Source organism: Bifidobacterium sp. LH_417 (assembly GCF_056357035.1).
The window spans coordinates 16,802-40,993 of sequence record NZ_JBKEVI010000023.1 but is presented as its reverse complement, the minus strand read 5'-3'; the positions used below and the strand labels follow the sequence as shown (position 1 = coordinate 40,993).

The 24,192-nt window shown below is 64.4% G+C and carries 16 protein-coding genes and 2 tRNA genes; 8 read left to right on the top strand and 10 right to left on the bottom strand.

Annotated features, from left to right (window positions below):
- Positions 1–1,002: 1,002 nt before the first annotated feature.
- The gene (locus AC1AYR_RS10730; protein ID WP_476512593.1) at positions 1,003–2,319 is read left to right on the top strand and encodes an OFA family MFS transporter; all 1,317 of its coding nucleotides are present in this window, start codon (positions 1,003–1,005) and stop codon (positions 2,317–2,319) included.
- Between the two features lie 178 nt (positions 2,320–2,497).
- On the opposite strand, the gene AC1AYR_RS10725 is transcribed toward AC1AYR_RS10730, so the two are convergent.
- Both AC1AYR_RS10725 and ahpC read right to left on the bottom strand, forming a co-directional pair.
- Positions 2,498–4,444: an FAD-dependent oxidoreductase gene (locus tag AC1AYR_RS10725; protein WP_476512594.1), complete on the bottom strand. Its 1,947-nt coding sequence runs from the start codon at positions 4,442–4,444 to the stop codon at positions 2,498–2,500.
- A 64-nt stretch (positions 4,445–4,508) separates the two neighbouring features.
- A complete protein-coding gene (gene ahpC / locus AC1AYR_RS10720; RefSeq protein ID WP_476512595.1) occupies positions 4,509–5,072 on the bottom strand; it encodes an alkyl hydroperoxide reductase subunit C in 564 nt (187 codons plus the stop codon).
- A gap of 863 nt (positions 5,073–5,935) precedes the next feature.
- Between ahpC and AC1AYR_RS10715 the strand changes: the two genes are divergently transcribed.
- Both AC1AYR_RS10715 and AC1AYR_RS10710 read left to right on the top strand, forming a co-directional pair.
- Positions 5,936–6,580, top strand: a complete 645-nt coding sequence (locus tag AC1AYR_RS10715) for a carbonic anhydrase (protein ID WP_034525748.1) — start codon at positions 5,936–5,938, stop codon at positions 6,578–6,580.
- Between the two features lie 237 nt (positions 6,581–6,817).
- Positions 6,818–9,601, top strand: coding sequence for an FHA domain-containing protein (locus tag AC1AYR_RS10710; protein WP_476512596.1), 2,784 nt, complete (start codon positions 6,818–6,820; stop codon positions 9,599–9,601).
- A gap of 144 nt (positions 9,602–9,745) precedes the next feature.
- Here the strand turns inward: AC1AYR_RS10710 and AC1AYR_RS10705 are convergent, their stop codons facing one another.
- The 6 genes from AC1AYR_RS10705 to AC1AYR_RS10680 all read right to left on the bottom strand — a co-directional run bounded on the left by AC1AYR_RS10705 (position 9,746) and on the right by AC1AYR_RS10680 (position 17,206).
- Positions 9,746–10,882, bottom strand: coding sequence for an ATP-binding protein (locus AC1AYR_RS10705; RefSeq protein WP_476512597.1), 1,137 nt, complete (start codon positions 10,880–10,882; stop codon positions 9,746–9,748).
- 332 nt (positions 10,883–11,214) lie between these two features.
- Positions 11,215–12,366, bottom strand: a complete 1,152-nt coding sequence (locus tag AC1AYR_RS10700) for a glycoside hydrolase family 172 protein (RefSeq protein WP_034525589.1) — start codon at positions 12,364–12,366, stop codon at positions 11,215–11,217.
- 122 nt (positions 12,367–12,488) lie between these two features.
- Entirely contained in the window at positions 12,489–13,367 is an 879-nt protein-coding gene (locus AC1AYR_RS10695) for a carbohydrate ABC transporter permease (RefSeq protein ID WP_476512598.1), read from the bottom strand.
- Positions 13,368–13,445: 78 nt separating this feature from the next.
- Positions 13,446–14,387 (bottom strand): carbohydrate ABC transporter permease, encoded by a 942-nt coding sequence (locus AC1AYR_RS10690; protein WP_034525595.1) that lies wholly within the window; start codon positions 14,385–14,387, stop codon positions 13,446–13,448.
- A 228-nt stretch (positions 14,388–14,615) separates the two neighbouring features.
- Positions 14,616–15,920: an ABC transporter substrate-binding protein gene (locus AC1AYR_RS10685; RefSeq protein ID WP_476512599.1), complete on the bottom strand. Its 1,305-nt coding sequence runs from the start codon at positions 15,918–15,920 to the stop codon at positions 14,616–14,618.
- Positions 15,921–16,120: 200 nt separating this feature from the next.
- Positions 16,121–17,206 (bottom strand): LacI family DNA-binding transcriptional regulator, encoded by a 1,086-nt coding sequence (locus AC1AYR_RS10680; RefSeq protein ID WP_476512600.1) that lies wholly within the window; start codon positions 17,204–17,206, stop codon positions 16,121–16,123.
- Positions 17,207–17,522: 316 nt separating this feature from the next.
- On the opposite strand from AC1AYR_RS10680, the gene AC1AYR_RS10675 reads away from it, so the two are divergent.
- Complete coding sequence (locus AC1AYR_RS10675) at positions 17,523–18,857, top strand: hemolysin family protein (RefSeq protein ID WP_034525602.1); 1,335 nt, start codon at positions 17,523–17,525, stop codon at positions 18,855–18,857.
- A 96-nt stretch (positions 18,858–18,953) separates the two neighbouring features.
- Positions 18,954–19,433, top strand: a complete 480-nt coding sequence (locus AC1AYR_RS10670) for a Dps family protein (RefSeq protein ID WP_476502225.1) — start codon at positions 18,954–18,956, stop codon at positions 19,431–19,433.
- A 109-nt stretch (positions 19,434–19,542) separates the two neighbouring features.
- On the opposite strand, the gene AC1AYR_RS10665 is transcribed toward AC1AYR_RS10670, so the two are convergent.
- The gene (locus tag AC1AYR_RS10665; protein WP_476512601.1) at positions 19,543–21,198 is read right to left on the bottom strand and encodes a peptide ABC transporter substrate-binding protein; all 1,656 of its coding nucleotides are present in this window, start codon (positions 21,196–21,198) and stop codon (positions 19,543–19,545) included.
- 213 nt (positions 21,199–21,411) lie between these two features.
- Positions 21,412–22,278 (bottom strand): M48 family metallopeptidase, encoded by an 867-nt coding sequence (locus AC1AYR_RS10660; protein WP_101622135.1) that lies wholly within the window; start codon positions 22,276–22,278, stop codon positions 21,412–21,414.
- Positions 22,279–22,418: 140 nt separating this feature from the next.
- Between AC1AYR_RS10660 and AC1AYR_RS10655 the strand changes: the two genes are divergently transcribed.
- From AC1AYR_RS10655 to AC1AYR_RS10645, 3 genes are all read left to right on the top strand, one after another.
- Positions 22,419–22,492 (top strand) — tRNA-Ile (locus AC1AYR_RS10655).
- Positions 22,493–22,572: 80 nt separating this feature from the next.
- Positions 22,573–22,645, top strand: a tRNA-Ala gene (locus AC1AYR_RS10650).
- Between the two features lie 243 nt (positions 22,646–22,888).
- On the top strand, positions 22,889–23,863 hold the full coding sequence (locus tag AC1AYR_RS10645) for a DUF5692 family protein (RefSeq protein ID WP_101622136.1): 975 nt from the start codon (positions 22,889–22,891) through the stop codon (positions 23,861–23,863).
- The last annotated feature ends 329 nt before the right edge of the window (positions 23,864–24,192 follow it).

Here is a 24,192-nt window from a genome sequence, read left to right as displayed (position 1 = left end):
CCCGGACCCGACCGGCAAACCCCCGGCCGGACGGCGAAGCACGCCCACCACGCACAACCCCTAACCCGATACATCACCCCGGCCACAAGTTGACAAAAACATAGGAACACCCCCCGCTCGCTCGCCCATATCTACGCGCGTCCCCTGTTCTCCGCGAGCCGTCTCTGTCATCACGCAACCAAACCGTTTCACGGGCGCGGCCTCCCGCGAAACGACTCCGCCACCATATGACCGGAACGCCTCGGCAAAGGCTCTCCGCGAAGCACGTCCAACATGTCGTGCCCGTTCCGTTTCGCGAAGCCGACTCGTAGCGGAATGAAAAGGGCACGATAAAGCCAGATCGCTTCGCCAAGCAGGTCGGATTGGGAATAATCAGTCTCCCATACATTCCAGCCCCTCCCAGCATCAGGTTCATCTGATTCGTTGCCCCGGTTCCTCTCGCCATTACAAGCGAGGAAGTTCCCGGTTCTGACCACCTTTCTCCGTTGCGAGGGGTGCATCTCGCCGTTCCCCTACGCGTATCTGCGTTACGAGGGGTATCCGATCCCGCATGTCCCGGGTATACATGGCCCGATATCAACGTCCGGACTCGGGAATCACCAGTCGCGGTACCCCTCGTAAGCCAGATGGATGTCCGAACCGCGACACGGACACCCCTATGAAAGCGTGTGAACTATCTCACGCCACACGCCAGCACCATCCCGCATGCCACGTTACGAATCCTCGTTATAGTGTTCTTTGTCGGCGTCGACAGGGGGCAAGAACGCCGGCGAAACACACATCGAGGATGTTTGATTGAACATCAGATATCCGCGATGCGCGTGATGCGCACGTTTGCACGCCATGTGATCCATGGCTACGCGAGTGAATCGCACATCATCGCACGCTCATCGTGCGTGAGGCCGTTTCGCATGACCGTTCCGCACGGAACGGATCGGCGCCCATCCACCCTCTGCGCACACCGGCAGGCCATCGTATCCCGCTACGAAAGGAACCCCGCGCATGGCAAGGCTCACCGCGAATCATTGGACCAGCGCGATCGCGCCCGCGCTGCTCATCCACATCCCGATCGGCACCGTCTACTGCTGGAGCGTGTTCAAGCAGCTCATCGCCGATCAGATGCACGTCGCCCCCGCTTCCGTGGAATGGGCGTTCTCGCTCGCCATCTTCTTCCTCGGCATGTCCGCCGCGTTCGCCGGACCGATGGTGGAGAAGGACATCCGTAGGTCGGCGCTCGTCTCGACGATCTGCTTCGTGGTCGGCTTCGCCGGCACGGGCGTGAGCATCGCGCTGGGCTTCCTGCCGGGCGTGTTCGTCTGCTATGGCGCGGTCATGGGCGTGGGGCTCGGCGTCGGCTATCTGACGCCGGTCAAGAACCTGATGCTCTGGTTCGCGGACAACAAGGGGCTCGCCACGGGCATCGCTGTCGCCGGATTCGGTCTCGCCAAGGCGATCGGCAGCCCGCTCATGGAGCTTCTGATCGGCGCGGTCGGCCTTGTGAACATGTTCTATGTGCTGGCCGCGGTGTACGCGGTGATGATGTTCGCCGGGTTCCTGCTTATCCGCCGTCCGGCCGGCTGGACGTACGATCCGGTCACCTCGCATGTGAGCCGCCGTTCGATTCTCACGAAGCCCGTGTTCTGGGGCATCTGGATCGCCTTCTACCTCAACATCACCTGCGGTCTGGCGCTTATCAGCCAGGAGAAGGACATCCTGCACGATGTGCTGGCGGCGCTCCCCCGGTACTCCTCGCTGAGTCCGAGCGCGTTCGCCGCGGCCTCCGCGGGCGTCATCGGTCTGGTGCTGGCCGTCGATTCGGTGTTCAACACGGTCGGCCGCATCGGTTTCTCCACGCTCTCCGACCACCTGAAGCGCCGCGAGAGCGTGTACCAGGTGCTGTTCGTCATGTCGATCGCAGTCTGCCTCCTGCAGATCGTCTTGAACAGCATCGATGACGCCCTGCTGTGGGCGGTGCTCGCCATGCTGTTCCTCGTCAACGCGGGCTACGGCGGCGGATTCTCCACACTGCCGGTGCTGCTCGACCAGCATTTCGGCACGAAGACCGTCTCCACCACGCACGGACTCACACTGAGCGCATGGGCGTTCGCCGGTCTGTCCGGCAACCAGCTGGCCTCGTTCGTGGTCACGCACGCGCCCGATCAGGCGCACCGCTACGCCGCGCTGATCCCGGTGCTCACCGCGCTGTACGCGGTGGCGCTGGCAAGCGTCACCCTGGTCAAGGCCTCCGGCAAGCGCGTTCCGGCCCGCGCCACAGCCCCGTCCCCGACGCCCACCCCCGCCATCGGCAAGGCCGCCTGAGACGGGTCTCCGGTTCACGATTTCGACACGCAAAGAATTGTGAACCGGAGTTTTGTTCGTTTGCACATGACAAAGCCCGGAATCATGCCGAAAACCGATTCCGGGCTTGTGCGGTTATGGGCGGGTCCGGTTCACGATTCCCGGACGGCGGAAATCGTGAACCGGAGGCTGAAAGCCGTCAGGCGCCCAGCAGGTCGAGCATCTGGGCGATGTTCTTCTTGCCGAACTCGACCTTCTGCTCGCCGCCCTTGTCGATGACGATGCAGGGCACGCTCATCGCGCCGTACTGGTCGCGCAGCTCCGGGAAGTGCGAGACGTCGTAGGCCTCGGCACGCACGAGCGGGTTCAGCGAGGCGATGCGCTGCGAGGCGAGCACCGTCTCCGGGCACATCGTGCAGGTGAGCGACACGAGGATCATCACGTCGGTCAGCGCATCGATCGCCGCGGCACGCGCCTTGAGGTCGTCGTCGAGCGGCTGGCCGGGGCCGGCCGCGTTGTACAGGCCCAGCACGAACGAGTTGAACTCGTGGCCGGACGGCACGCCATGGAAGGCGAGACCGGTGAAAACAAGTTTTCCGTCACCGGCCACGCAGATGCGCACGGCCGGACGGGCGACCGGCATCACGCCGGCCGGGTCGAACTCGGCGCGCCCCGAATCGTCGAGCGTGCCGTACACCGGCAGCACGGCACCGTCACCGGAACCATCACCGGAACCGCCCGCCGAAGCGACGATCTCCAACGGCTCGCCGACGACCAGACCGGTCAGCGCCGACGCGCCGTCCACCGCCGTGACGAGACCCGCGGCGTCCACGGCCACCGAATTCAGCTTGCCGCCGGACAGCGCGACCATCTCACCCACGAATCCCTGCAATTCCGCGGAAAGCGGGGTGTCGTCGAGTTCCAGCGCCAACGTGACCGGACGCGCCATGCGACCGAACACGACACCGAGCTGCTGCTTGATCGCGGCGGAGAACAGCTCGCCCGGCTTGCGCTGCGACGCGGCCTTCGCGGCGGCCGCGTCGGCGCTGCGCTTGACGGGCGCGGGCGCGGGCGACGTGCCGGCGGCACCGGCACCCGACGCGGCCGACGTAGCCGCGGCGGCCTCCGCCTTCTCGTAGGCGGAGGCGGTCGGCCGCGGCGGGACGAGGCCAGTCCGCTCGCTCGCCGACTTCGCGTACCGTTCCAGCTCGACGGCCGCAATCGCGCCGTCGGCGGTCGCGGTGACCACCTGACGCAGGTTCTTCACGCGCAGATCGCCGGCCGCATACACGCCCGGCACGGACGTTTCGAGATAATCGTGCGTGACCACATAGCCGTGATCGTCGAGCTCGACGACGCCCCTCACCAGATCGGTGGCTGGCACGTAGCCGGCGAACACGAACACGCCGAACGTGCCGCCGTCGGCCGGCTTCCACGTTTCGGTCTCGCCGGAGTCGCGGTCGGCGATCGTCGCCTCGCGCAGGCCGCCCTGGCCGGCGGTGACGCCCTTGAGTTCGACGCCATAGCGCACGTCGATCTTCGGATTGCGCTTCGCCTCGGCGGCGACCGACGCGTCGCAGGTGAAATCGTCCTCGCGCACGAGCACGGTGACCTTGCTCGCATACTTGGTGAGGAACACGGACTCCTCGGCCGCGGCGAACCCGCCGCCGACCACGAGCACCTCCTTGCCGGTGAAGAACTCGCCGTCGCAGGTGGCGCAGTAGGCGACGCCACGGCCCGCATACTCACGCTCGCCCTCGAAGCCGAGCTTGCGCGGGGAGGCGCCGGTGGCGATGAGGATGCCGAAGGTCTTCAGGTCGCCGCGCGTGGTGTGCACGGTCTTGACGTCGCCCTCGACGTCGAGGCCGGTCGCTTCGGCGGAGAGGAATTCGGCGCCGAAATCCTTCGCCTGGCTCTTCATGGTCTGGGTGAGCGCGCGGCCGGTCGTGCGGCCCACACCCGGATAGTTCACGACCTCGTTGGTGATGGTGATCTGGCCGCCGAAATCGTCCTTCTCGAGCACGAGCACGCGATATCGGGCGCGCGCGAGGTACAGGCCGGCGGTGAGGCCGGCCGGGCCGCCGCCGATGACGACGACGTCGTAGAGGTCGTTCCGGGTGGATTGTTGCGATGATTGTTGCTTCATGAAAGCTCCTTACAGACACAATGAGCCCCCTCTGTCGAGGGAGCTCAGCATTGTCATGATTCGATCACAGCTGGCCGACGAGGTCGAGGCTCGGCTCGATGGTCTCCTCGCCCGGGGTCCAGTTGGCCGGGCAGACCTGATCGCCATGCTCGGAGACGAACTGGGAGGCCTGGACACGGCGCAGCAGCTCGTCGGCGTTGCGGCCCACGTTGGAGGAGGTGACCTCGTAGGCCACGACGCGCCCTTCCGGGTTCACGATGAAGTCGCCGCGCTCGGCCATGCCGTCGGCCTCGTTGTAGGTGTCGAGGTCGCGGGCGAGCAGGGCGGTCGGGTCGGCGAGCATCGGGTACTGGATCTTCGCGATCTTCTCGCTGGCGTCGTGCCACGCCTTGTGCACGAAGTGGGTGTCGCAGGACACGGAGTAGATCTCGCAGCCGATCTTCTTGAACTCGTCGTACTTGTTGGCGAGATCCTCAAGCTCGGTCGGGCACACGAAGGTGAAGTCGGCCGGGTAGAAGAAGAACACGGACCAGTGGCCGAGCACGTCGTCCTTGGTCACTTCCTTGAACTCGCCGTTCTGGAAGGCCTGGACCTTGAAGTCGGTGATTTCATGCTGCAGAAGAGTCATCATCGTTCCTTTCCGTATTCGCACCCGGCCCGCGCGTGATTCGCGCGGCACCGGTACGCCATGCGCGCTATGTGCAACCTCCCCCATCGTATCCCGGAACACCCCGCACCAGACCCACGGCTCGCGCAGAGCGATGTATGAACAACATCACACCGGGGCGAGAATGTGAGGGATAGGTGAGTAAGGCGGGGAAGAGGGCTCGGTTGGGGAACAACGAGCACGGGGACAATACAGGTCGGTCCGGGTGGATACGGGGAGGCGAAACGATGAAGACGGATTCGGCACGAAGTTGGCGCAAGCCTGCATGGTTTCGACCTCAACCTGCACGGTTCGGCATGGAAAGTGCATGATTCAGCCCCCTACCTGCATGATTCCGACCCGAACCTGCATGATTCCACCTGCAACCTGTGGACATACCCCGGCAAGAGCCCCCGCCTCCAGGCTTCCGCATCCACCGAAAACCTTGGTTTTCCAATACGTGCCATTCCAAAGCGCGGCGGCTCTTCAGGCCCACACCATGCAGGTTCGCGTCTACTTCCTACAGGTTCGCTCGTCAACCATGCAGGTACGCCCCTCGGTTATGCAGGTTCACCCCTCGGTCATGCAGGTTCACCCCTCAACCGTGCAGGTTCCTCCCCTCTTCTCTCCGCTCCCCTCCCACCCGCGCACAAGCCTTTCGGCCCGCGCACCTTCTACACTGGAATCCGGCGGATCGTGGCCGCGATCCGCAACGCACACTCCGAGGAGCGCACATGTCCGAGCAATACGAGCCGTATGAGCAGTACGAAGCATTCAGCGAACCGACCGAACCGTTCGAATCCCATGACACCCCCGAAGCGAAGGCGAACGCCGCGTGGAGCCGCCTGCTGCAGGGCAACCGCCGCTTCGCTTCGGGCGCGGCCGAGCACCCGTGGCAGGACCGCGAGACCCGCGAGCGCCTGCTCGACGGCCAGCATCCGGACGCGGCCGTGCTCTCCTGCTCCGATTCGCGCGTACCTCCGGAGATCATCTTCGATCAGGGCCTCGGCGACCTGTTCGACATCCGCACGGCCGGCGAGGTGCTCGACGACGCGGTCATCGCCTCGCTTGAATACGCGGTGGAGCATCTGGGCGTGAGCCTCATCGTCGTGCTCGGCCATGAGGGCTGCGGAGCGGTGAAGGCGGCGGTGGACGGCGTCGCCGAACTCGCCACCCGGTTCGACGACTGCGACTGCTTTGATGTGCCGGAAGGCGCGGCCCGCGACGAGGCGCACGCCGACCACTTGGAGGCGATGCTCGCCGCGCAGGATTCGCCGATCGTACGCGAGGTGGGCGCGTCCGTCGCGCAGGCGATGGACGCCGATCTGGAGGATTCCGCCGATTTCGAGCGCGCGCACGTGGCCCGCACGATCGAGCTGCTGGCCGATGGCAGCGAGGTGATCAGTCTCGCGCTGGCCGAGGGACGCCTGATGATCGCCGGCGCCCGCTACGTGATGCACGACGGCCTGGTCGAAGTGCTGTCGTTCTAAAACGTTTCCGGGCGCGCCGCCGCCCCCGAGATCACCGTTGCACCGGGCACGCCGCCGTTGGGCGGACATGCCCGGCACGCGCGAAACGCGCCCGGAGTACATTGTGATAGACATCGCGGCCGCGTGCGACGCATCGTCACGACATATCGCCACATGACGCATCATCGCGCAACGCCGCCGAGCAGAAGAGCCACAGAACCAACGAGAGACACCTGTCAGAGAGAAGAAGTCACGGCCATGCCTTTGCCAGCACTCACCGTATACGTCGGTTCCGTCGGCCACGCCATCAATCCCACGCGCGCGTCGGTCATCGGACGCGCCGCCGATTGCGACGTGATCGTCGGCGACCCGCACGTCTCCCATCATCACGCCCGACTCACGCCGACCGCCGACGGCTGGCTGCTGGAGGATCTGGGCAGCGCGAACGGACTGTCGGTCAACGGCGTACGCGTCACGCAGATTCTGATCGCCAACACGACGACGGTGATGCTGGCGGAGAACGTCGGCATCATCTGCGCGGTGGCGCCGCAAGCCGCGACACCGCAGACCACGCAAGCTCCACAGACACCGCAAGCCCCTCAGACACCGGCTGTCGCGCCGCCTCCCGCCACGACGGCGCCCGCGGCCCCGTCCGCTCCCGTGTCAATCTCCCAGCCGGCCCGCCCCGCACAGTCCGCGCGACCGATGCCGCCGGCGCGACCGGTGCCGCCGCGCAACACCGCAGTCCCGCCGTCCGCACTGACGGCGCCGACGGCCCCAGCAACACCGACGGCACCCGTTCCGTCACAGCGCCAGCCGGTGCCGCCGCAGCAGCGCCCGACGGCACCAACGCGGCCCGCGGCGCCCGCGGCCCCGTCCGCTCCCGCGCAGTCCGCGCCCCGCGGCTCCGCGTTCCCCAGCATCGCGAAATCCCTGCCGACGCCGCCCACGCCGGGCAGCCCCGCCGCGCCCACGCCGGGCGCGAACGTCCCCGAACCGTCCTCCCCGACCGGCCTGTACGGCACGGTGATGGCGGGCAGCACGCAGGCGCAACGACTCGAATCGCAGCTGAAACCGTCGCGCGTGCTCGGTGATTTCGATCCGAAACGCGACCAGACCGGCGTGATCGGCCGTGACCCCTCCTGCACGATCCGTGTAAGCGACTTCCTCGTCTCCCGCAGGCACTGCGCGCTCGAAGCGACGCCGAACGGCATCCTCCTGACCGATCTCAACTCGGCGAACGGCACGTATGTGAACGGCCGCCGCGTCGCCAAGATCTGGCTTGAGGAAGGCGACGTGGTCACGGTCGGCAACACCGATTTGACCGTGCATGACGGCGTGCTGCAGGATCGTGCGCCACTCGGCGGCGAGGACGCCGTCATCGCGGAGAACATCGGCCTGACCGTCGGCAAGGGCGTGCGTCTGCTCGACGGCATTGACGCCGTGTTCGCGAAGGGCACGCTCACCGCCGTGATCGGACCGTCCGGCGCCGGCAAGTCGACGTTCACGTCGATCGTCGCCGGCCTCAACTCCCCCACCGAAGGCCATGTGATATTCGACGGCTACGACGTACACCAGAACATCGAACTGCTGCGCAGCCGTATCGGCTTCGTACCGCAGGACGACGTCGTGCATCGCAAGCTCACCGTCGACGCGGCGCTCGAATACGCGGCGAAACTGCGTCTGCCGGGATCGTCGAAGGCGGAGCGCGCCGAGATCATCGACAACGTGCTCACCGAACTGGAACTGACGGAACGCCGCCATAACCGCATCGACCGACTGTCCGGCGGCCAGCGCAAGCGCGTGTCCACCGCGATCGAGCTGCTCACCGGGCCGGAACTGCTCATCCTCGACGAGCCGACGTCCGGCCTCGACCCGTCGCTCGACCAGACGGTGATGAAAATGCTGCGGCAGCTCGCCGACGCGGGACGTGTCGTGCTCGTCGTCACCCACTCGCTGACGTACGTGGAGAAGTACTGCGACAACGTGCTCATGCTCGCCCCCGGCGGCCATCCCGCGTTCTTCGGCACGCCCGCGGAGATGCGGCAGGCGTTCGGCGACAAGGATTGGGCGGACATCTTCAACGACGTGACCGAGTCGCCGAACCAGGTGTATTCGATCACCGACACGCATCAGCGCATGGTCGAGGCGCGCAAGCAGGTCAAACAGCATGCGAACCACGAAAAACCGGTGAAGGTGTTCCGCCTCCGGCAGATGCTCACGCTGGTCACGCGTCAGCTGCATCTCATCATCGCCGACCCCGGTCTGCTCGTCTTCCTCCTGCTGTTGCCGCTGCTGCTCGGCCTGCTGTCGCTCGTCGTGCCCGGTTCGCACGGTCTGGGCGAACCCGATTTCAAGGACGCGGCCACCGAGCCGAGCCAACTGCTCGCGCTCGTGATTCTCGGCGCGTGCTTCATGGGTTCGGCGTTATCCGTGCGCGACATCGTCTCCGAACGCGCGATCTACGACCGTGAGCGCGCGGTGGGATTGTCGCCGAGCTCGTACACGCTGTCGAAGCTCATCGTGATGGCGTTGCAGACACTGCTGCAGGCGGCGATTCTCACGGCGGCGGTGAGCGTGGGCAAGCCGCGGCCGGAAAGCGGCGTGATCACCGATTCCGGCGTGCCCGAGCTGGTGCTCGTGGTGTGGCTGACCGCGTGGGCGTCCGCGATGCTCGGCGAAGTCGGCTCCGCGTTGGTCAAGTCAGGCGAGCAGACGATGCCGCTGCTCGTGATCCTCGTGATGGCGCAGCTCGTGTTCTCCGGCGGCATGATCCCGGTGACCGACCGTGACGGCCTCGAACAGGCCTCGATGGTGTTCCCGGGCCGTTGGGGCTTCTCGGCGGCCGCGGCGGACATCGGCCTCAACAAGCTGCTGTACGGCCCGACCAAGGTGCCGACGTTCAAGAAGGACGACCTGTGGAAGAACACGCCGGACCAGTTCTGGTTCGACATCGCGATCCTCGTGGTGATGGTGGTCGTGTTCACGATCGTGCTGCGTGTGCTCGTCAGCAACGTCGTCGCCAAGATGCGCCGCCGGTAGCGAAACATGACGCATGACGCGGCTGCGGGTCGGTGGATGACGCGTGACGCCCCATCCACCGACCCGCGTCGTCCGCGAGTGCGCACGCGCACGCTGCTGGTATGATTCGTCGTCCTCCGGAAACCGATCTCACCGCCATCGATATCATCGGACAGCGAGATACTCACCAAGATGCGGTACGGCGAATTCGATCTTTCCATGGCCCGCCGAACGAATCAGCTTGTCCTTGATGAGGATCGCACGATACTTGCCAACCCAGCTCCGGCTTCGACGCACCCTCTGCGCGATGTCGGAAACACGCGTGGGTTCGGGCGCGTCCTGAGCCATGGCGTTCAGAAACAGCCGCTCCGCCTCGGAGGTTCCGTCCAGCGCGGGGGCGCAGACGGCATCGTCGAAGGCGAGCAATGCGTCCTTCACACCCGAATCCACATCATGCGCGGTGATGGAATCCACCCCTCGGCGTTCCGCGGATTGCCACATGTAGTAACCGATTAGTTGCACCATGTACGGGTAACCATCAGATCGGTTCGCAGCGCGAAGCGCATCCTCCTCACTGATGGTTTTGCCGGAATCGGCTACGGTCTCCAGGAACGCGTTTTTCACATCCACAAGCGGCACGTTATCGAGTTCGCGCCTCAACGCACGCCGCAGGAATGTAGTCACCTCGTTGTCAAGCAGTTCGTTGACCATATACGGCAATCCCGCGAAGACTATCGCCACGCCTTTTTTGTCGGCGTCCGGGATATCGCTTTCATCGGCGTCGGCGATGACATGCTGTATCGCCGTCGCTATGGCGACCACGTCGCCATGGGAAGCGGCCTGGGTCTCATCGATGGTGATGAGGACCCCCTTCCCCTTACCGATTTTCCGGCTTCCCAAACGGGTGTTGATGGCATTGCGCAACGTCAGCGGATTGGCCACAGCGGAGAGATGCGCCTGCCCCAAACTTGCGGTGGCCACACCGGGTATGCCGATGGACGGACTGATTGTGGCTTGGTCGAACCGTATTCCCGTCGGGGAGAGCGTCTGCACCAGCCGCGAGACCAGTCCTTCGGATGCGGTTTCCCCTATGGTCTCCCAATGTTGGGCTCTGGCGATACGGCGGAACTCGGTGAGCATGACGGTTTTGCCGAACCCGCGTTGTCCGGTGATCAGCATGATGCGTCCGGGAGCCCCGGCACCATTCGCCAAGGCCTCCGAAAAATCCTCGATGATGGATTGGCGTCCGATGAGAATCGGCGGCATCTTACCGGCCGTGGGCTTGAACGGGTTGACCGCCATGCGACTCCTCCCCCTGCAATCGTCAGGTGCGCTCCGAAAGACTGGAGGGCACCTTGAACATCAAATCACACCGTTATGCACCAATGTACACGAATGTACACCATTATATACCGATGTACACCGATGTACACCACAGCACGCCGATGCAGTCCGCCAGCATTACCCACCAGCACAGCCTGCGCCACACCCCGCCGATGATGCCGCCGTCACCCCGCCGTCCACCCCGGAACGACCTTGCGGTCCGCACGCCGTTTCATATGAAACAAAACAGTGCACGGACCGCAAGGAGGAAGGGAAGAGGAAAAAGGGGAAGAGAAAACGGGAGAGGTCCGTCACCGCGGCCGGCGGAACGCGCGGTCCCCGATAGGCGGGAACGGCTTGTGCGGCTCGGCCTGATACCAGTAGGCGACGGTGGCCACGTCGTCCTGCCGTTCGAAGTTGCCCGCCTCCTCGGTGCCGATCTGCTGCCATTCGACGCGAAGGTTCTTCTCGAAGTACATCGGATCGGGCAGATGCCAGCGGTACAGCCCGCGCGTCACCGGCGTGGCGGTGTCCCAGTAGCGGCTTTCGCGCCCGGCGAGGTTCTGCGAGTAGAACGGGAATCCGAGGTAGGGGCCGGTGAACGTCTTCTCGTACATGCGGCCGTTCTCGTCGAAGTCGGCGAAACTCCAGGCGCCGCCGAAGTAGTCCTCGGCGCCGGTGCTGCACCACGTGGGGTATTCACCGTCGTCGTCGATGTAGAACTTGAACTCGCCTTCGCCCCACCAGCGGCTTTCCAGCGCGGTGAGCGCCAGGTACGTGCCGACGTACGTTCCGTGGCCCTCGACGCCGTCGAGCACGACGTAGTCGCGGCCGAGTTCGGTGACGCGCTCGCGGCGCCATTGCGCATGGAAGCGCATCGCGTCGGCGGGCAGCGCGTCGTATTCGGTGTAGTCGATCTGGTAGAAGAACGCGGGCACGTCCTCGTTGTGGTCGCTGCGCAGCACGATACGCGCATGCTCGAATGGCATCGAGAAGTAGCAGTTGAAGCCGCGGTTCGGGTTCACCATGACGGGGATCGAGTTGATGGTGCACGACTGCGCGTGGCCGCAGCAGAAGAAGTCGCCGATCGGGCACTGCACCGAGGGCGTCTCCTCGCCGTCCCAGTAGAACTCGAGGATGAGGTTGCGAAGCACGTCCGGCCCGGTGGGGGAGGTCTTGTCGGTCACGGTCATCCAGATGTGGCGGATGACGCCCGGCCCGTCGACGTCCATCAGGGTGACGGATTCGCCGGCCTTCACCGTGCGGATGCAGGGGCTGCCCTTGCGCGAGGGGCCGAGGGCGCTGGCGGCCGTGGCGGCCTGCCCTTTGCCGCCGTGCGGGTTTTCGGCGTTGATGCATCGCGTGCGGCCCTGGGACCGCATGGTCACGGCGTCAAGCGCGCCCTGACCGAATCCGAGGCTCGCGCCGAGGTCTGCGGCGGGGTTCCCGTTTGCGTTGAACATGGTCGTTCACTTCCTTCCGTAAGGCGCCGCGTCCCGTCCCGTGCGCCGCGTTGCGCGTATTCCCAGGCAGATCGCGGAACGGGACGTGGCGTATGTTGGTGTGCTGTTGTTTGGATGATGCGTCACTTCACGGCGCCGGCGGTGATGCCCTGCGAAAGCTTGCGCTGGAAGATGATGAAGAAGATGATGGTCGGGACGATGCTGAGCAGCGAGGCGGACGCCAGGGTGGTGGCCTCCATCGTGTGCTGGCCCTGCAGCGTGGCGAGCGCCAGCGGGATGGTCTGCACGTCGTCGCCCATGAGGAACGCCATCGGGATCATGTACTCGTTCCAGGTCCACACGAAGAAGAACACGAACAGCACGCTGATGGTTGGCCAGGAGATCGGCAGCACCACCTTGCGCAGCACCTGCCAGCGGGAGGCGCCGTCGATGGCGGCCGCCTCGAGGATGGCCTGCGGGAACGTGCCGTACACGCTGGAAAGCAGGTAGGTGCCGTACGCGCTCTGGATGATGGTGAAGATGATGATGATCGCGAGCTTGGTGTTGTACAGGCCCGCGGCCTTGAACATCGTGTACAGCGGGTAGAGGAGCGCCTCCTGAGGCATCATGTTCGCGAGCATGATGGCGAGTACGATCCACGTGTTGCCCTTGACCTTGCCGATGCCCAGCGCGAAGGAGTTGAGCACGGAAAGCACCACGGCGGCGACGGCCACCACGAGCGAGATGATCAGGGAGTTGAGGAACTTCAGCGGGAACTTGGTGGTGGTCCAGAAGGATACGATGCCTTCCATCGTGAAGGTCTTCGGCAGGCTCAACGGGCCGGTGGCGTTGTAGTCGGCCTGCGTCTTGAATGCGTTGACGGTGAGCACCAGCAGCGGGAACAGCACGATGAGCGCGGCGACGATGAGCAGGACCAGCGTCACCCAGTCCCCTGCGGAGCGTACGTGCTGCGTTTTGCGGGATGCCCTTTTCGCCGCGGCGGCGGTCATTGATTGCGTCATGGTTCAACCCTCGGTTTCAGTCGTTTCGATCGTTCGATCGTTTCGGTATGTCGTTTCGGTGCGCGGTCGGCGCGGATGTCAGACCAGGTTCTTCTCGACGCGCTTCTGGATGATGGTGAACACCACGGAGAAGACGATGATCACGGCGGTCAGCGCGGTGGAGATGGCGGCGCCGTAGCCGACCTGCTGCACCTGGAAGAACTGGTTGTACGAGTAGTAGGACGGCACGGTGGTCGCGGTGCCGGGGCCGCCCTTGGTGAGCAGGTAGACCGGCGCGAAGGTCTTCAGCGCACCGATGGTGGCGGTGAGGATGACCACGAGCAGTTCGGGGATGATGGACGGCAGGGTGACGACGCGGAACTTCTGCCACCAGTTGGCGCCGTCGAGGCTGGCGGCCTCGTACAGTTCCGGGTCGACGCGCTGCAGACCGGACATGAAGATGACGATCGGGTAGCCGAGCTGGATCCACACGAGGATGAACATGAGCACGGGCAGGGCGCTGTCGGGGCTGCCAAGCCAGTTGTGAGTCAGGGAGCCGAGTCCGACCTGTTCGAGGAGCGCGTTGACGGCGCCGTCCTCCGGGCGGAAGATCCAGCCCATGATGATTGCGGCGACGGCGACCGGCAGCAGCTGCGGCAGGTAGAACAGGGCTCGCAGGAAGGACGCGGTTTTGCCGCCGAACTTCTTCTGGATGACGTCGGTGAGCAGGGAGGAGATGAACAGGCCGAGGATGGTCGGGATGACCACGATGGCCACGATGATCCAGAACGAGTTGAGGAAGGAGATCCAGAACGTGGAATCCTTGAAGAGGCGCTGCCAGTTCTGCAGTCCGATGAACCGGACCGGGCCGACGCCGCGCCAGCGGGTGAAGCTCAGGTAGATGTTCCAGACGAACGGGACGATGACGATGATGGTCAGGCCCAGGATGCCGGGGATGAGGTAGGGCACGAATCGTGAGGATTTGTTGCCGGGAAGTCGCGACAGCGATTCGTGATGAGCATGCTTGCGGTTGCCTGCCATTGCTCTCTACTCCTTATGTGCGATAACGATATGCGGTCGATGCGGTGACGACGACGTTGAGGCGCGGTGTCTTGGTGGATGCGAATGGAATGGACGGGGGAGAGAAGGAGCGGCGGAGTGCGGGAAGGGGCGCACGCACCCCGCCACGGGTGGTCCGGCCGATGGGCTGGACTGGCCGATGGGTCCGGACGTCCGGACCGGATAAGGACCGGACGTCCGGGCTTGGACTCAGTTGGCGAAGCCCATCTCCTCGACGCCGGAGTCGTACTTGGAATGGATGTCTTTGAGCACAGCTGAGGCGTCCTTGGTGCCGTTCACGAGCTCCTGGAAGGAGGCCGGGATGGCGTCGGTGAGGCTGGAGGCGGCGTAGTCGGGGTAGTAGCTGAGCTTGCTCTTGCTGGCGTAGGAGTCGTACTCCTCGATCATGGCCTTGCTCTTCTCATCGGCGATTTTGTCGGGGTCGGCGGCGACGGGGATGCCACCGGCGTTGCCGAGGAAGTTCTGGACGTCATCGGAGAGCACGTAGTTGATGAACTTGGCGGCGAGGTCCTTGTGCTTGGAGCGCTCGGGGATGACCAACAGGTTGCCGGCGCAGCCGACGGCGTACTCGGAGTCGGGCATGACTGCGGCGGTCCAGTCGAAGTTCTTGATCTGCTTGGCGAAGCGGCCCTGGTTCCAGGTGCCGGTCTGGTAAATCGGGTACTCGCCCTTGATGAACGCCTGGGTGGTGTCCTCGGCCTTCATGCCGGTCGCGTTCTTGGAGATGAAGCCCTTGTCGAGCCAGTCGCTGATGGTGCTGGTGGCGCCGGTGAGGGTCTTGGAGTTCCAGTTCACGTCGCCCTTGTACAGGTGCCAGGCGTCCATGAACTTGGCGTCGGCGTTCTTGGAGACCAGCTGCCACCACAGCCACATGACACCGTATTCCTGGGCATCGGCGGCGATCGGGGTCACACCGGCGTCGACGAACTTCTGGCAGGCGTCGACGAACTCGTCGTAGGTGGTCGGGATTTCGATGCCGTACTTGGCGAACAGGTCTTTGTTGTAGTAGACGCGCTGGAACTCGGCGTAGCTGGACATGCCGTACCAGGTGTCGCCGCCCATGATGCCGTTCTCGTCGTACTTGGCGGTCTCGGCGTTGGAGCCGGTGACCTTCTTGTCCCAGCCGTACTGGTCGACGTAGTCGCCGAGGTCGGTGAGCAGACCCATGGTGGAGAGCACGCCGGCGGAACCGTTGCCGCGGTTGGATTCCATGAGGTCGGGGGCCTCGTCGGAGTTGAGGAACTGGCTGCCGTTCTGCGCGATCTGGGTGAAGGACTTGCGCTCGAACTTGATGGTGACGCCGGTCTCCTTCTTGAACATTTCGGCGGCCTTCTTCCACGCCTGGGTCTGGCCGGCGTCCTCCTCCTCGTAGTACCAGAAGGACAGGCTGTCCGGGGTGCCCTCGTCCTGCGCGGTGTCGCTGCCGCACGCCGCCAGCGCGGTCACGGACAAGGCCGCCACGGCCAGTGCTGCGAGGCCTCGTTTGATGTTCATGGGATTCTCCTTTTCCTTTGGTTATTGCTTGCGCAACAGCTGCATCTCGTAATCGAATCGTTTCGATTAGAGGGACGGATACCGGGCTCCTTTCATGTCCGATATCGTGGCGGCCGGCCCTGCGGCCGGGAGATCGCGGTGTTTATCGAATCGTTTCGATTACCGTGATGGCGAGAGTGCGGCATGTTCCTTCATCGGCATCACGCCACGCTTTCTACAAGGGAAGTCTTCGAATAGGGGGAGGGGACCGCAAGTCCCACGGAATCGGCCGGGTCCACCGTGAGGACCGAGCCATGCTCCTGGACCTGCGGGAGCACGAATTCGCTGGCATCGGCGATGTCGGCGCCGCCCTCGACCGCGGACACCAGCAGTCCGACGGCCTTGGAGCACAGCAGTCGCGGCATCAGGGGAATCTCGGTGACCGGACGGACCACCAGGTCGTTCTCGAAGAACGTGCCGACCGACAGCACGGAGATGTCGGAGGGGATATCCATGCCACGCTCGACCAGCTCCTGCATCACCATGTTGAGCACGGTGGCGCTGGCCTGGTTGACGATCGCGGTGGGACGGGGGTCCATGGCCATCAGATCGCGGACGAACGCGGCGGCGTCGAAACGGTCCGCCTCGTTCCTTCCGGACTCGACGACGCGCATGCCGAGCTCGGCGGCGCGGTCGAGCATGCGCTGGCGCAGCGTGACCACGTAACCGGAACGGCGGGCATAGTCGCGTTCGTTGTCGCGCAACAGCGCCACGGTACGGTGGCCGTGCTCATACAGGTAGTCCATCGCCAGCGCGGCCGCGGCGTCGAAATCGACGTCCACGCACGCGCAGTCGCCGCGATGCGTGGGATAGCCGATGGCGACGCACGGCTTGCCGTACGAATCCGCCTGCATGACGCGGTCGTCGTCCTCGACGATGTCGAGCAGGACCACGCCGTCGACCATGTTGCTGCGGGTCACGCGTTGGATGTCGTCCACCGCGTCCTCGCCCGTGAGCAACAGCACGTCGTAACCGGCGTTCTTTGCCTGCCATGCGGTGTGGAGGAAGTACGCGTTGTACTTGGCCTCGTTGATGTCGCCGCGAATCGGCTCGCTCACCGCCAGGATCTGGTTGCGGCGTCCGCGCATCTTCTGCGCAGACGCGTCCGGGGTGTACTTCAGCTCCCGGATCGCTTCCATCACCTTACTGGCGGTCTTCTCCGAAATCGCGCGCTTGCCCGACAGCACGTAGGACACGGTGCTGACCGAGACCCCGGCGGCACGAGCCACATCCTTGATTCCAGCCATCATCGCCTCCTTCCACGGTCGCGCAATCGCATTGACGGCACTGTCTTCGATGATATTCCTCATCGAACCCGCTCGCAGCCAGCCCCGCGGCCATGTCGCCATGTCCGGCGCGCCTTGCGCCGATCATGGTCGATTGCGGTCGCTCACGGATCCGTCTACGTCGCTCCGTTCCGACAATCACTGTCGAAACGTTTCGCAAATACTATACGTCGAATCGTTTCGACTTGTCAATCGCACGACACGCCGCAACGGGCGAGAGCACCCCGGCGAGGCCGCCCTTCCCGCTTTGGCGTGCCACTCCCTTAGAGTGGGTGGCATGTCACTTGGCCTGAACATCCTGCTGATTTTCGTGTTCCTGCTGCTCGGTTCGATCTTCTCCGGCACCGAGCTGGCGCTGGTGAGCCTGCGCGGCTCCCAGATCGACCAGATGGAGCAGGAGGACGCCCGCGGCGCCCGCGTGGCCAAGATCGCCCGCGACCCGAACACGTTCCTGTCCACCGTGCAGATCGGCGTGACCCTGTGCGGCTTCCTGTCCGCGTCGTTCGGCGAATCGTCGATCTCCCCGTACATCACGCCGGTCGTGGAGGGCTGGGGCGTGCCCGCGCACATCGCCGCGCCGCTGACCACGATCAGCCTCACGCTCATCATCTCCTACTGCTCGATTGTGATTTCGGAGATGGTGCCGAAGCGCATCGCCATGCAGCGCACGGAGGAGATCGCACGCGCCGTAGTGCCCGCGATCGACATCTTCGCGAAGGTGTGCAGCCCGATCATCTGGCTCATCGGCAAGAACACGAACGGTCTGGTGCGCCTGCTCGGCTTCGACCCGAACGAGACCGAATCCGAGGTGAGCGACGACGAGCTGCGCGTGCTCGTCAATTCGAACACGAACCTGAGCAAGGACGAACGCACGATCCTCGACGACGTGTTCGACGCGTCGGAGACGATCGTCGCCGAGGTGATGCGCCCGCGCGCCGACGTCGTGTTCATCGACGGCGCGATGCCGATCGGAGACGCCGCCGCGTATGTGCGTGAGATGCCGTATTCGCGATACCCGGTCACCGGCAAGGATTTCGACGACGTGCTCGGTTTCGTGCACGTGCGCGACCTGCTCGACGTGCGCGATCCGGAGGCGACGACCGTGGCCGACGTGACGCGCGAGGGCATCTCCCTGCCGGGCACGTCGAAGCTGCTGCCGAGCCTCGAACTGCTGCGCAAGCGCGGCATCCATCTGGCCGTCGTCATCGACGAGTACGGCGGCACGGACGGTATCGTCACGCTCGAGGACATGACCGAGGAGCTTGTCGGCGACATCCGCGACGAATACGATCTGCCCGACGAGCCGGGCGGCGCGCGACGCAACCGTCGCGACGCGTTCGTCAACGGCGTGGCGACGATCGAGGGCGGCATGACGCTCGAGGATTTCGAGGACCTGACCGGCATCGAACTGGAGGACGGCCCGTACGAGACGGTGGCCGGGTACTTCCTCGCGCACACCGGCAAGATGGGCGAGGTCGGCGACGTGCTGCACGCCGACGGCTACAACATGGTCGTCACCAAGATCGACGGCCGCCGCATCGACACGATCGAAGTGCGCAAGGCCGGCGCCCCGGACCACGCCGAGACGCCGGGGCCTGCGCAGCCGAAGTGAAGCCGTCCATCCGTTGACGGTAGACTTGGGGGACGGGTTCCTTACGGGAGATTCCCACAAGGAACGTCCCTCATCAGGAAAGGAAGGACACCCACCATGACACTCGCATTCATCGTCCCGGGTCTTGACGAAGCGACCTCGGAGAAGGCCATCGCCATTCTGCAGAACCGCCTCAGCCAGGAGCAGGAGGCGGCGCTCGTCCTCAAGCACGCGCATTGGAACGTGACCGGCCCGAACTTCATCGCCGTGCACGAGATGCTCGACCCGCAGGTCGAGGTCGTGCTCGCGCAGGCGGACGAGACCGCCGAGCGCATCGCCACGCTGGGCGGTACTCCGGACGGCCGCGCCGACGCGATCACGCGCAACCGCACGTGGAAGCCGTTCGACATCGAGGGCCGCGCCGGCACCGAGGAGTACCTCAAGGCGCTCATCGAGTACTACGACGCGTTCATCGCCGACGACCGCAAGGCCATCGCCGAACTGGACGAGCTCGACCTCGTGAGCTCCAACATCATCCAGGACCACGTGCAGGAGCTTGAGAAGTTCCAGTGGTTCATGCGTAGCCACCTCGCGTGAGGCGTGCGAGGCGCATATGACTGAGGGTGGCCGCCCGGCAACTTCCACGTCCACTATGGACAGGAAACCGGATGGCCACCCTCAGTCGTCTGCAACGACGGCTCCCCCGCTACTCCTTCGTGAGGTTCTGGTACTCGGGCAGGCCCATGTAGTTGAACTTCACGTTGCTCACTGACTTGGAGGCGCCCGCGGAGACGTTGCCGTACCACAGCGGAATCACCGGCAGATCCTTGAGCAGCAGCTCCTCGGCCTGGTGGTAGTACTTGACCGAGCCGTCGAGCGTGGTCTGCTTCGCGGCCTCATCGATCAGCGAGTCGAACTCGGAGCTCTTGTAGTCGCCGTTGTTGAGCCCCTTGCCGTCGGCGGCAGAGGAATCATACGCCTGCACGAGGTAGCCCTCCGGATGCGGGTAGTCGGACTGGAGGCCCTGCGTGAACGCAGCGTCGATCGTGCGGTCGTGCACGGCACCGGAGAAGTCCTTCTGCGTGGGGAACGGGTACGACTTCGCGTCGATGCCGAGCGCGTTCTTGATCGAGTTGACGATCGCGTCCACCCACTGCTTCGAGCCGGAGTCGGACGCGTAGGCGAGACGGAACGTGCCGTCCCACGGCGAGATCGCGTCGGCCTTCGCCCACAGCTCCTTCGCCTTCGCGGCATCATAGGAGAGCACGTCGGAACCGGCGAGCGACTTCGAATAGCCGGCGATGGAGGGCGCGGTGAAGTCGGTGGCGACGGTCGCGGTGCCACGCAGGACCTTGTCGACGATGCGGCTGCGGTTCACCGCGTACGAGATCGCGGCGCGGCGCAGACGCCCCTCCTCGCCGGTGAAGTGCTTGAGGTTCGAGGGGATCGTGAACGCCTTGAACCCTGGGCCCGCCTTGCTGAACGACTGGATCGACTGTTCGTTCTTGTACGTGGCGAGCGCGCTGTTCGGAATCGTGTCGAGCACGTCGAGGTTGCCGGCGGTGAGGTCGGCGTACGCGGATTCGAGGTTCGTGTACAGCTTGTACGTGACGCCGCCGTTCTTCGCCTTGCGCGGCCCCGTGTACTTCGGGTTCGGCGTGAGCTTGATCTCGCTATCATGCCTCCACGAGGCGAACTGGTACGGGCCGTTGCCGACCGGCTTCTCGCCGAACGCCTTGATGTCCTTGTACGCGCTGGAAGGCAGCGGCAGGAACGCCACGTCGCCCACCTTGTAGTCGAACGAGGAGTCGGGGGCGGCGAGCGTGACCTGGAGCGTCCGGTCATCGACGACCTTCAGGCCTTCGAGCTGCGCGTTCTTGTCGCCGTTCTCGTCCTGCAGCTTGTCGTAGCCCTTGATCGTCGCGAAGATCGCGGCACCCATCTGGCCGTTAGCGGCGTTCGCGGCGAACGACCACGACTTCGCATAGGTCTCGGCGGTGATCTTCTCGCCGTCGGAGAATTCGAGGCCGTCGCGCAACGTGATCGTGTACTGGGAGGCGTCGTCGTTCGGCGTGATCGACTCGGCGTCCGCGTAGATCAGCTTGCCGGTGCTGCTGAACGTGACGAGGCCTTCGAACAGCTGCGTCACGACCTTCCAGCCGGCGAGGTCGTTCGTGTCGGACGGGATGAGCCCGCTCGCCGGTTCGACATCGTTGACGACGACGACCTGCTTGCCGTCGGCAGCACTCGCATCGGCACCGCCCGTCGCGCCGCCGGTCGCGCCGCAGCCGGACAGCGCGAGCGCGAGTCCGAGCGTCGCGGCGATCGCGGCGGTGATGCGTTTCGTGAGTCCTGTGCGCATGATGGCCCTCTTCTTCCGTTACTTCCGTTGGTGTTTCGACATATCTCGAATCGACATGTGCGATGACATATCACCATACAATCGCCACGGACATTACGCTTTCGGAGGGGAAACACGCCGCCGCCGTCATCAACGTTGCCGATGACGGGTTACAGCACCGCACGCCACGACACCGCACAGCACCGCGTTACGGTGTCGCGTTACGGTGTCGCGTTACAGCACCGCGCGCCGATTGAGTTCACGTCGCAACGCGCGCCAGCCCGGCAGATACGCGTCCATGCGCGCGCGGAACCGCGGGCCGTGGCCATGCTCCCACAGATGTGTCAGCTCGTGCACGAGCACGTATTCGAGGAACCGCGGCTCCATCAGCCCCAGTTGCAGGTTGATGCGGATACGGCCGGTCTTCGGCGTGCACGACCCCCACCGCGACGTCATCAACCGCAGCGTGACGTGCGTGGGCCTTTTGCCGACGATCGGCGCCCACTTGTCGAGCAGCGCGGGCAGCTGCGACTCGATGGACGACGCCGCCTCACGCCGGCGTTCGTCCGTCCAGACGAACGCGCGAGCGAGGTCGGGCGAGCCGCTACCGCCATTGTCGCCAGAACCGGCATCCGCTGTGCCGTCGGAGCCACGGGAGTCATTCAAGCCATCTGCGCCTCCCATCGTTTTCCCGCCATTGGCCCCATCGAGGCCAGCGAACGCGGCATCGTCGAGACCTTCCAACGGCACGTCGACGGCACCGCCGCGCGCCGCCATCTCCTCGACCACCAGACGACGCGACTGCGCGATGCGCTCCCGCTGCTCGATAATCCAGTCGCGGCGTTCGCGCACGAAATCACGGATGCGATACTCCGCCATGCGCATCGGCGCGGATACTTCGACCGTGCCGGACGGCGGTTTGATGCGCAGATACAGGTTCCTGATGCGCTTGCGCGTCACCGTCACCTCGATGCCGTCGATGTCGATGACGCGGACGGGCGCGGCGGGCCGAGGTGCGGGGTTCGGGGCGGACGCGGCGGACCGCCGGGGGAACGCAGCAGACCGTGAGGCGGACGCGGGGGAAGGACGACGATACGGCATACCGTCATTGTCCCGCGCCGACGGACAAGGTTCGGCGACGCCATGGATTCACGCGCGACACGCCGAAGGGCAGCTCGCTTTGACACAACCGGAATCGCATGTAATATATCTACTCGTTGCGCTTCTGAAGCGCGATGGACGGGCCCGTAGCTCAGGTGGTTAGAGCGCATCCCTGATAAGGATGAGGTCGGAGGTTCAAGTCCTCCCGGGCCCACAGGAAAAACCAGCGGCCATGTTTGAGCCGCTCTTTTTTTCTATCCAGACAAGTTCAGATTCGTTGCGTGCATCCCATTCGGGGCATTGGCGCAGCTGGTAGCGCATCTGCTTTGCAAGCAGAGGGTCACCGGTTCGAACCCGGTATGCTCCACGAACGCAGCGATTGGACTGGTTGAACGAGGCCCTTGGAATCGGTTTGATTCCAAGGGCCTCGTCGTTATCACGCCATCCGACCGGCTTCCTGAAAACACCTGGTTTTGACACGATGTCAAAACCAGGTCTACAATAGGCGGCGAGAGAAATTGACACCGCGTCAACGTGTGTGGATCACGCGTCGCGGCGTCACGGTCCGGCAACGACGCGGACCGAATACCAGGCCCAGGAAAGGACAGTCATGCTGTTTCAGGTCTATGGCGACAACGCCGTCTACCAGTGGATCGGATGGATCCTCGTCTTCTGCTGCCTCATCGGCGCGAACGAACTCGCACGCCGTACGAAAACCGGCGGCATCATCGCCTTCCTCGTCGTACCGGCCATCCTCACCGTGTACTTCGTGACCATCTACACAGCCGCCGCGATGGGTGCCGACTGGGCACTCAGCAACCCCACCTACGTGCACATGACCAGCTGGTTCCACTACGCGAAGCTGTACGCCGCCACCGCCGGCTGCATCGGCTTCATGGCGCTCAAATACCAGTGGGGATCGATCGGCAAATCCGAATGGTTCAAGTGCTTCCCGTTCGTGATCGTCGCCATCAACATCCTCATCGCCGTCGTCTCCGACTTCGAATCCGCGATCCGCGCGTGGGGCACCACGTGGGTCTCCACCGAAGGCGTGACCCTCATGGGCGGCTGGCATAACGTATTCAACGGCGTGGCCGGCCTGCTCAACATCGCCTGCATGACCGGCTGGTTCGGCATCTACGTCTCCAAGAAGAAGCAGGACATGCTCTGGCCGGACATGACATGGGTGTTCATCGTCGCCTACGACCTGTGGAACTTCTGCTACACGTACAACTGCCTGCCCACCCACTCCTGGTACTGCGGCCTGGCACTGCTGCTCGCCCCGACCGTCGCGAACGCGATCTGGAACAAGGGCGGATGGATCCAGAACCGCGCCAACACGCTCGCCATCTGGTGCATGTTCGCGCAGGTGTTCCCGATGTTCCAGGACTACTCGGTGTTCTCCACCCAGTCGGTGAACAATCCGAACGTGAACCTCACCGTCTCGATCATCGCGCTCGTCGCCAACGTGCTCGCACTCGGCTATATCCTGATCCGCGCGAAGAAGCAGGGTGTCAACCCGTGGACGCACGAAGTGTTCAAGGGCACCAAGGATTATGAGCAGGCTATCGCCCGCGCAGAGTAACTGCCTCACGACTGCCGCCGCTCGGCGTCGCCTACGGGGAACCCACCGGGTTCCCCGCCACACGGCTCCGTGAGCAGGCTATCGCCCGCGCAGAGTAGCCGTGGTGAGGCCGGACGGGTCCGGTCTCACCACGATCCGGCATCGAAAAGGGGCATTCGAGTATTTCCTTTGGTTCTTGCTGCACTCCTTTGGTACATCACGCCGGCAACATGAACAGCCCGGAATATGGAAACCTCCACATTCCGGGCTGTTGCGCATCTGCCGACCGCCGTCTCATCGGCGGTTCCGCTGCTCAGTTACCAAAGGAAGACCACAGGGACCAAAGGAAT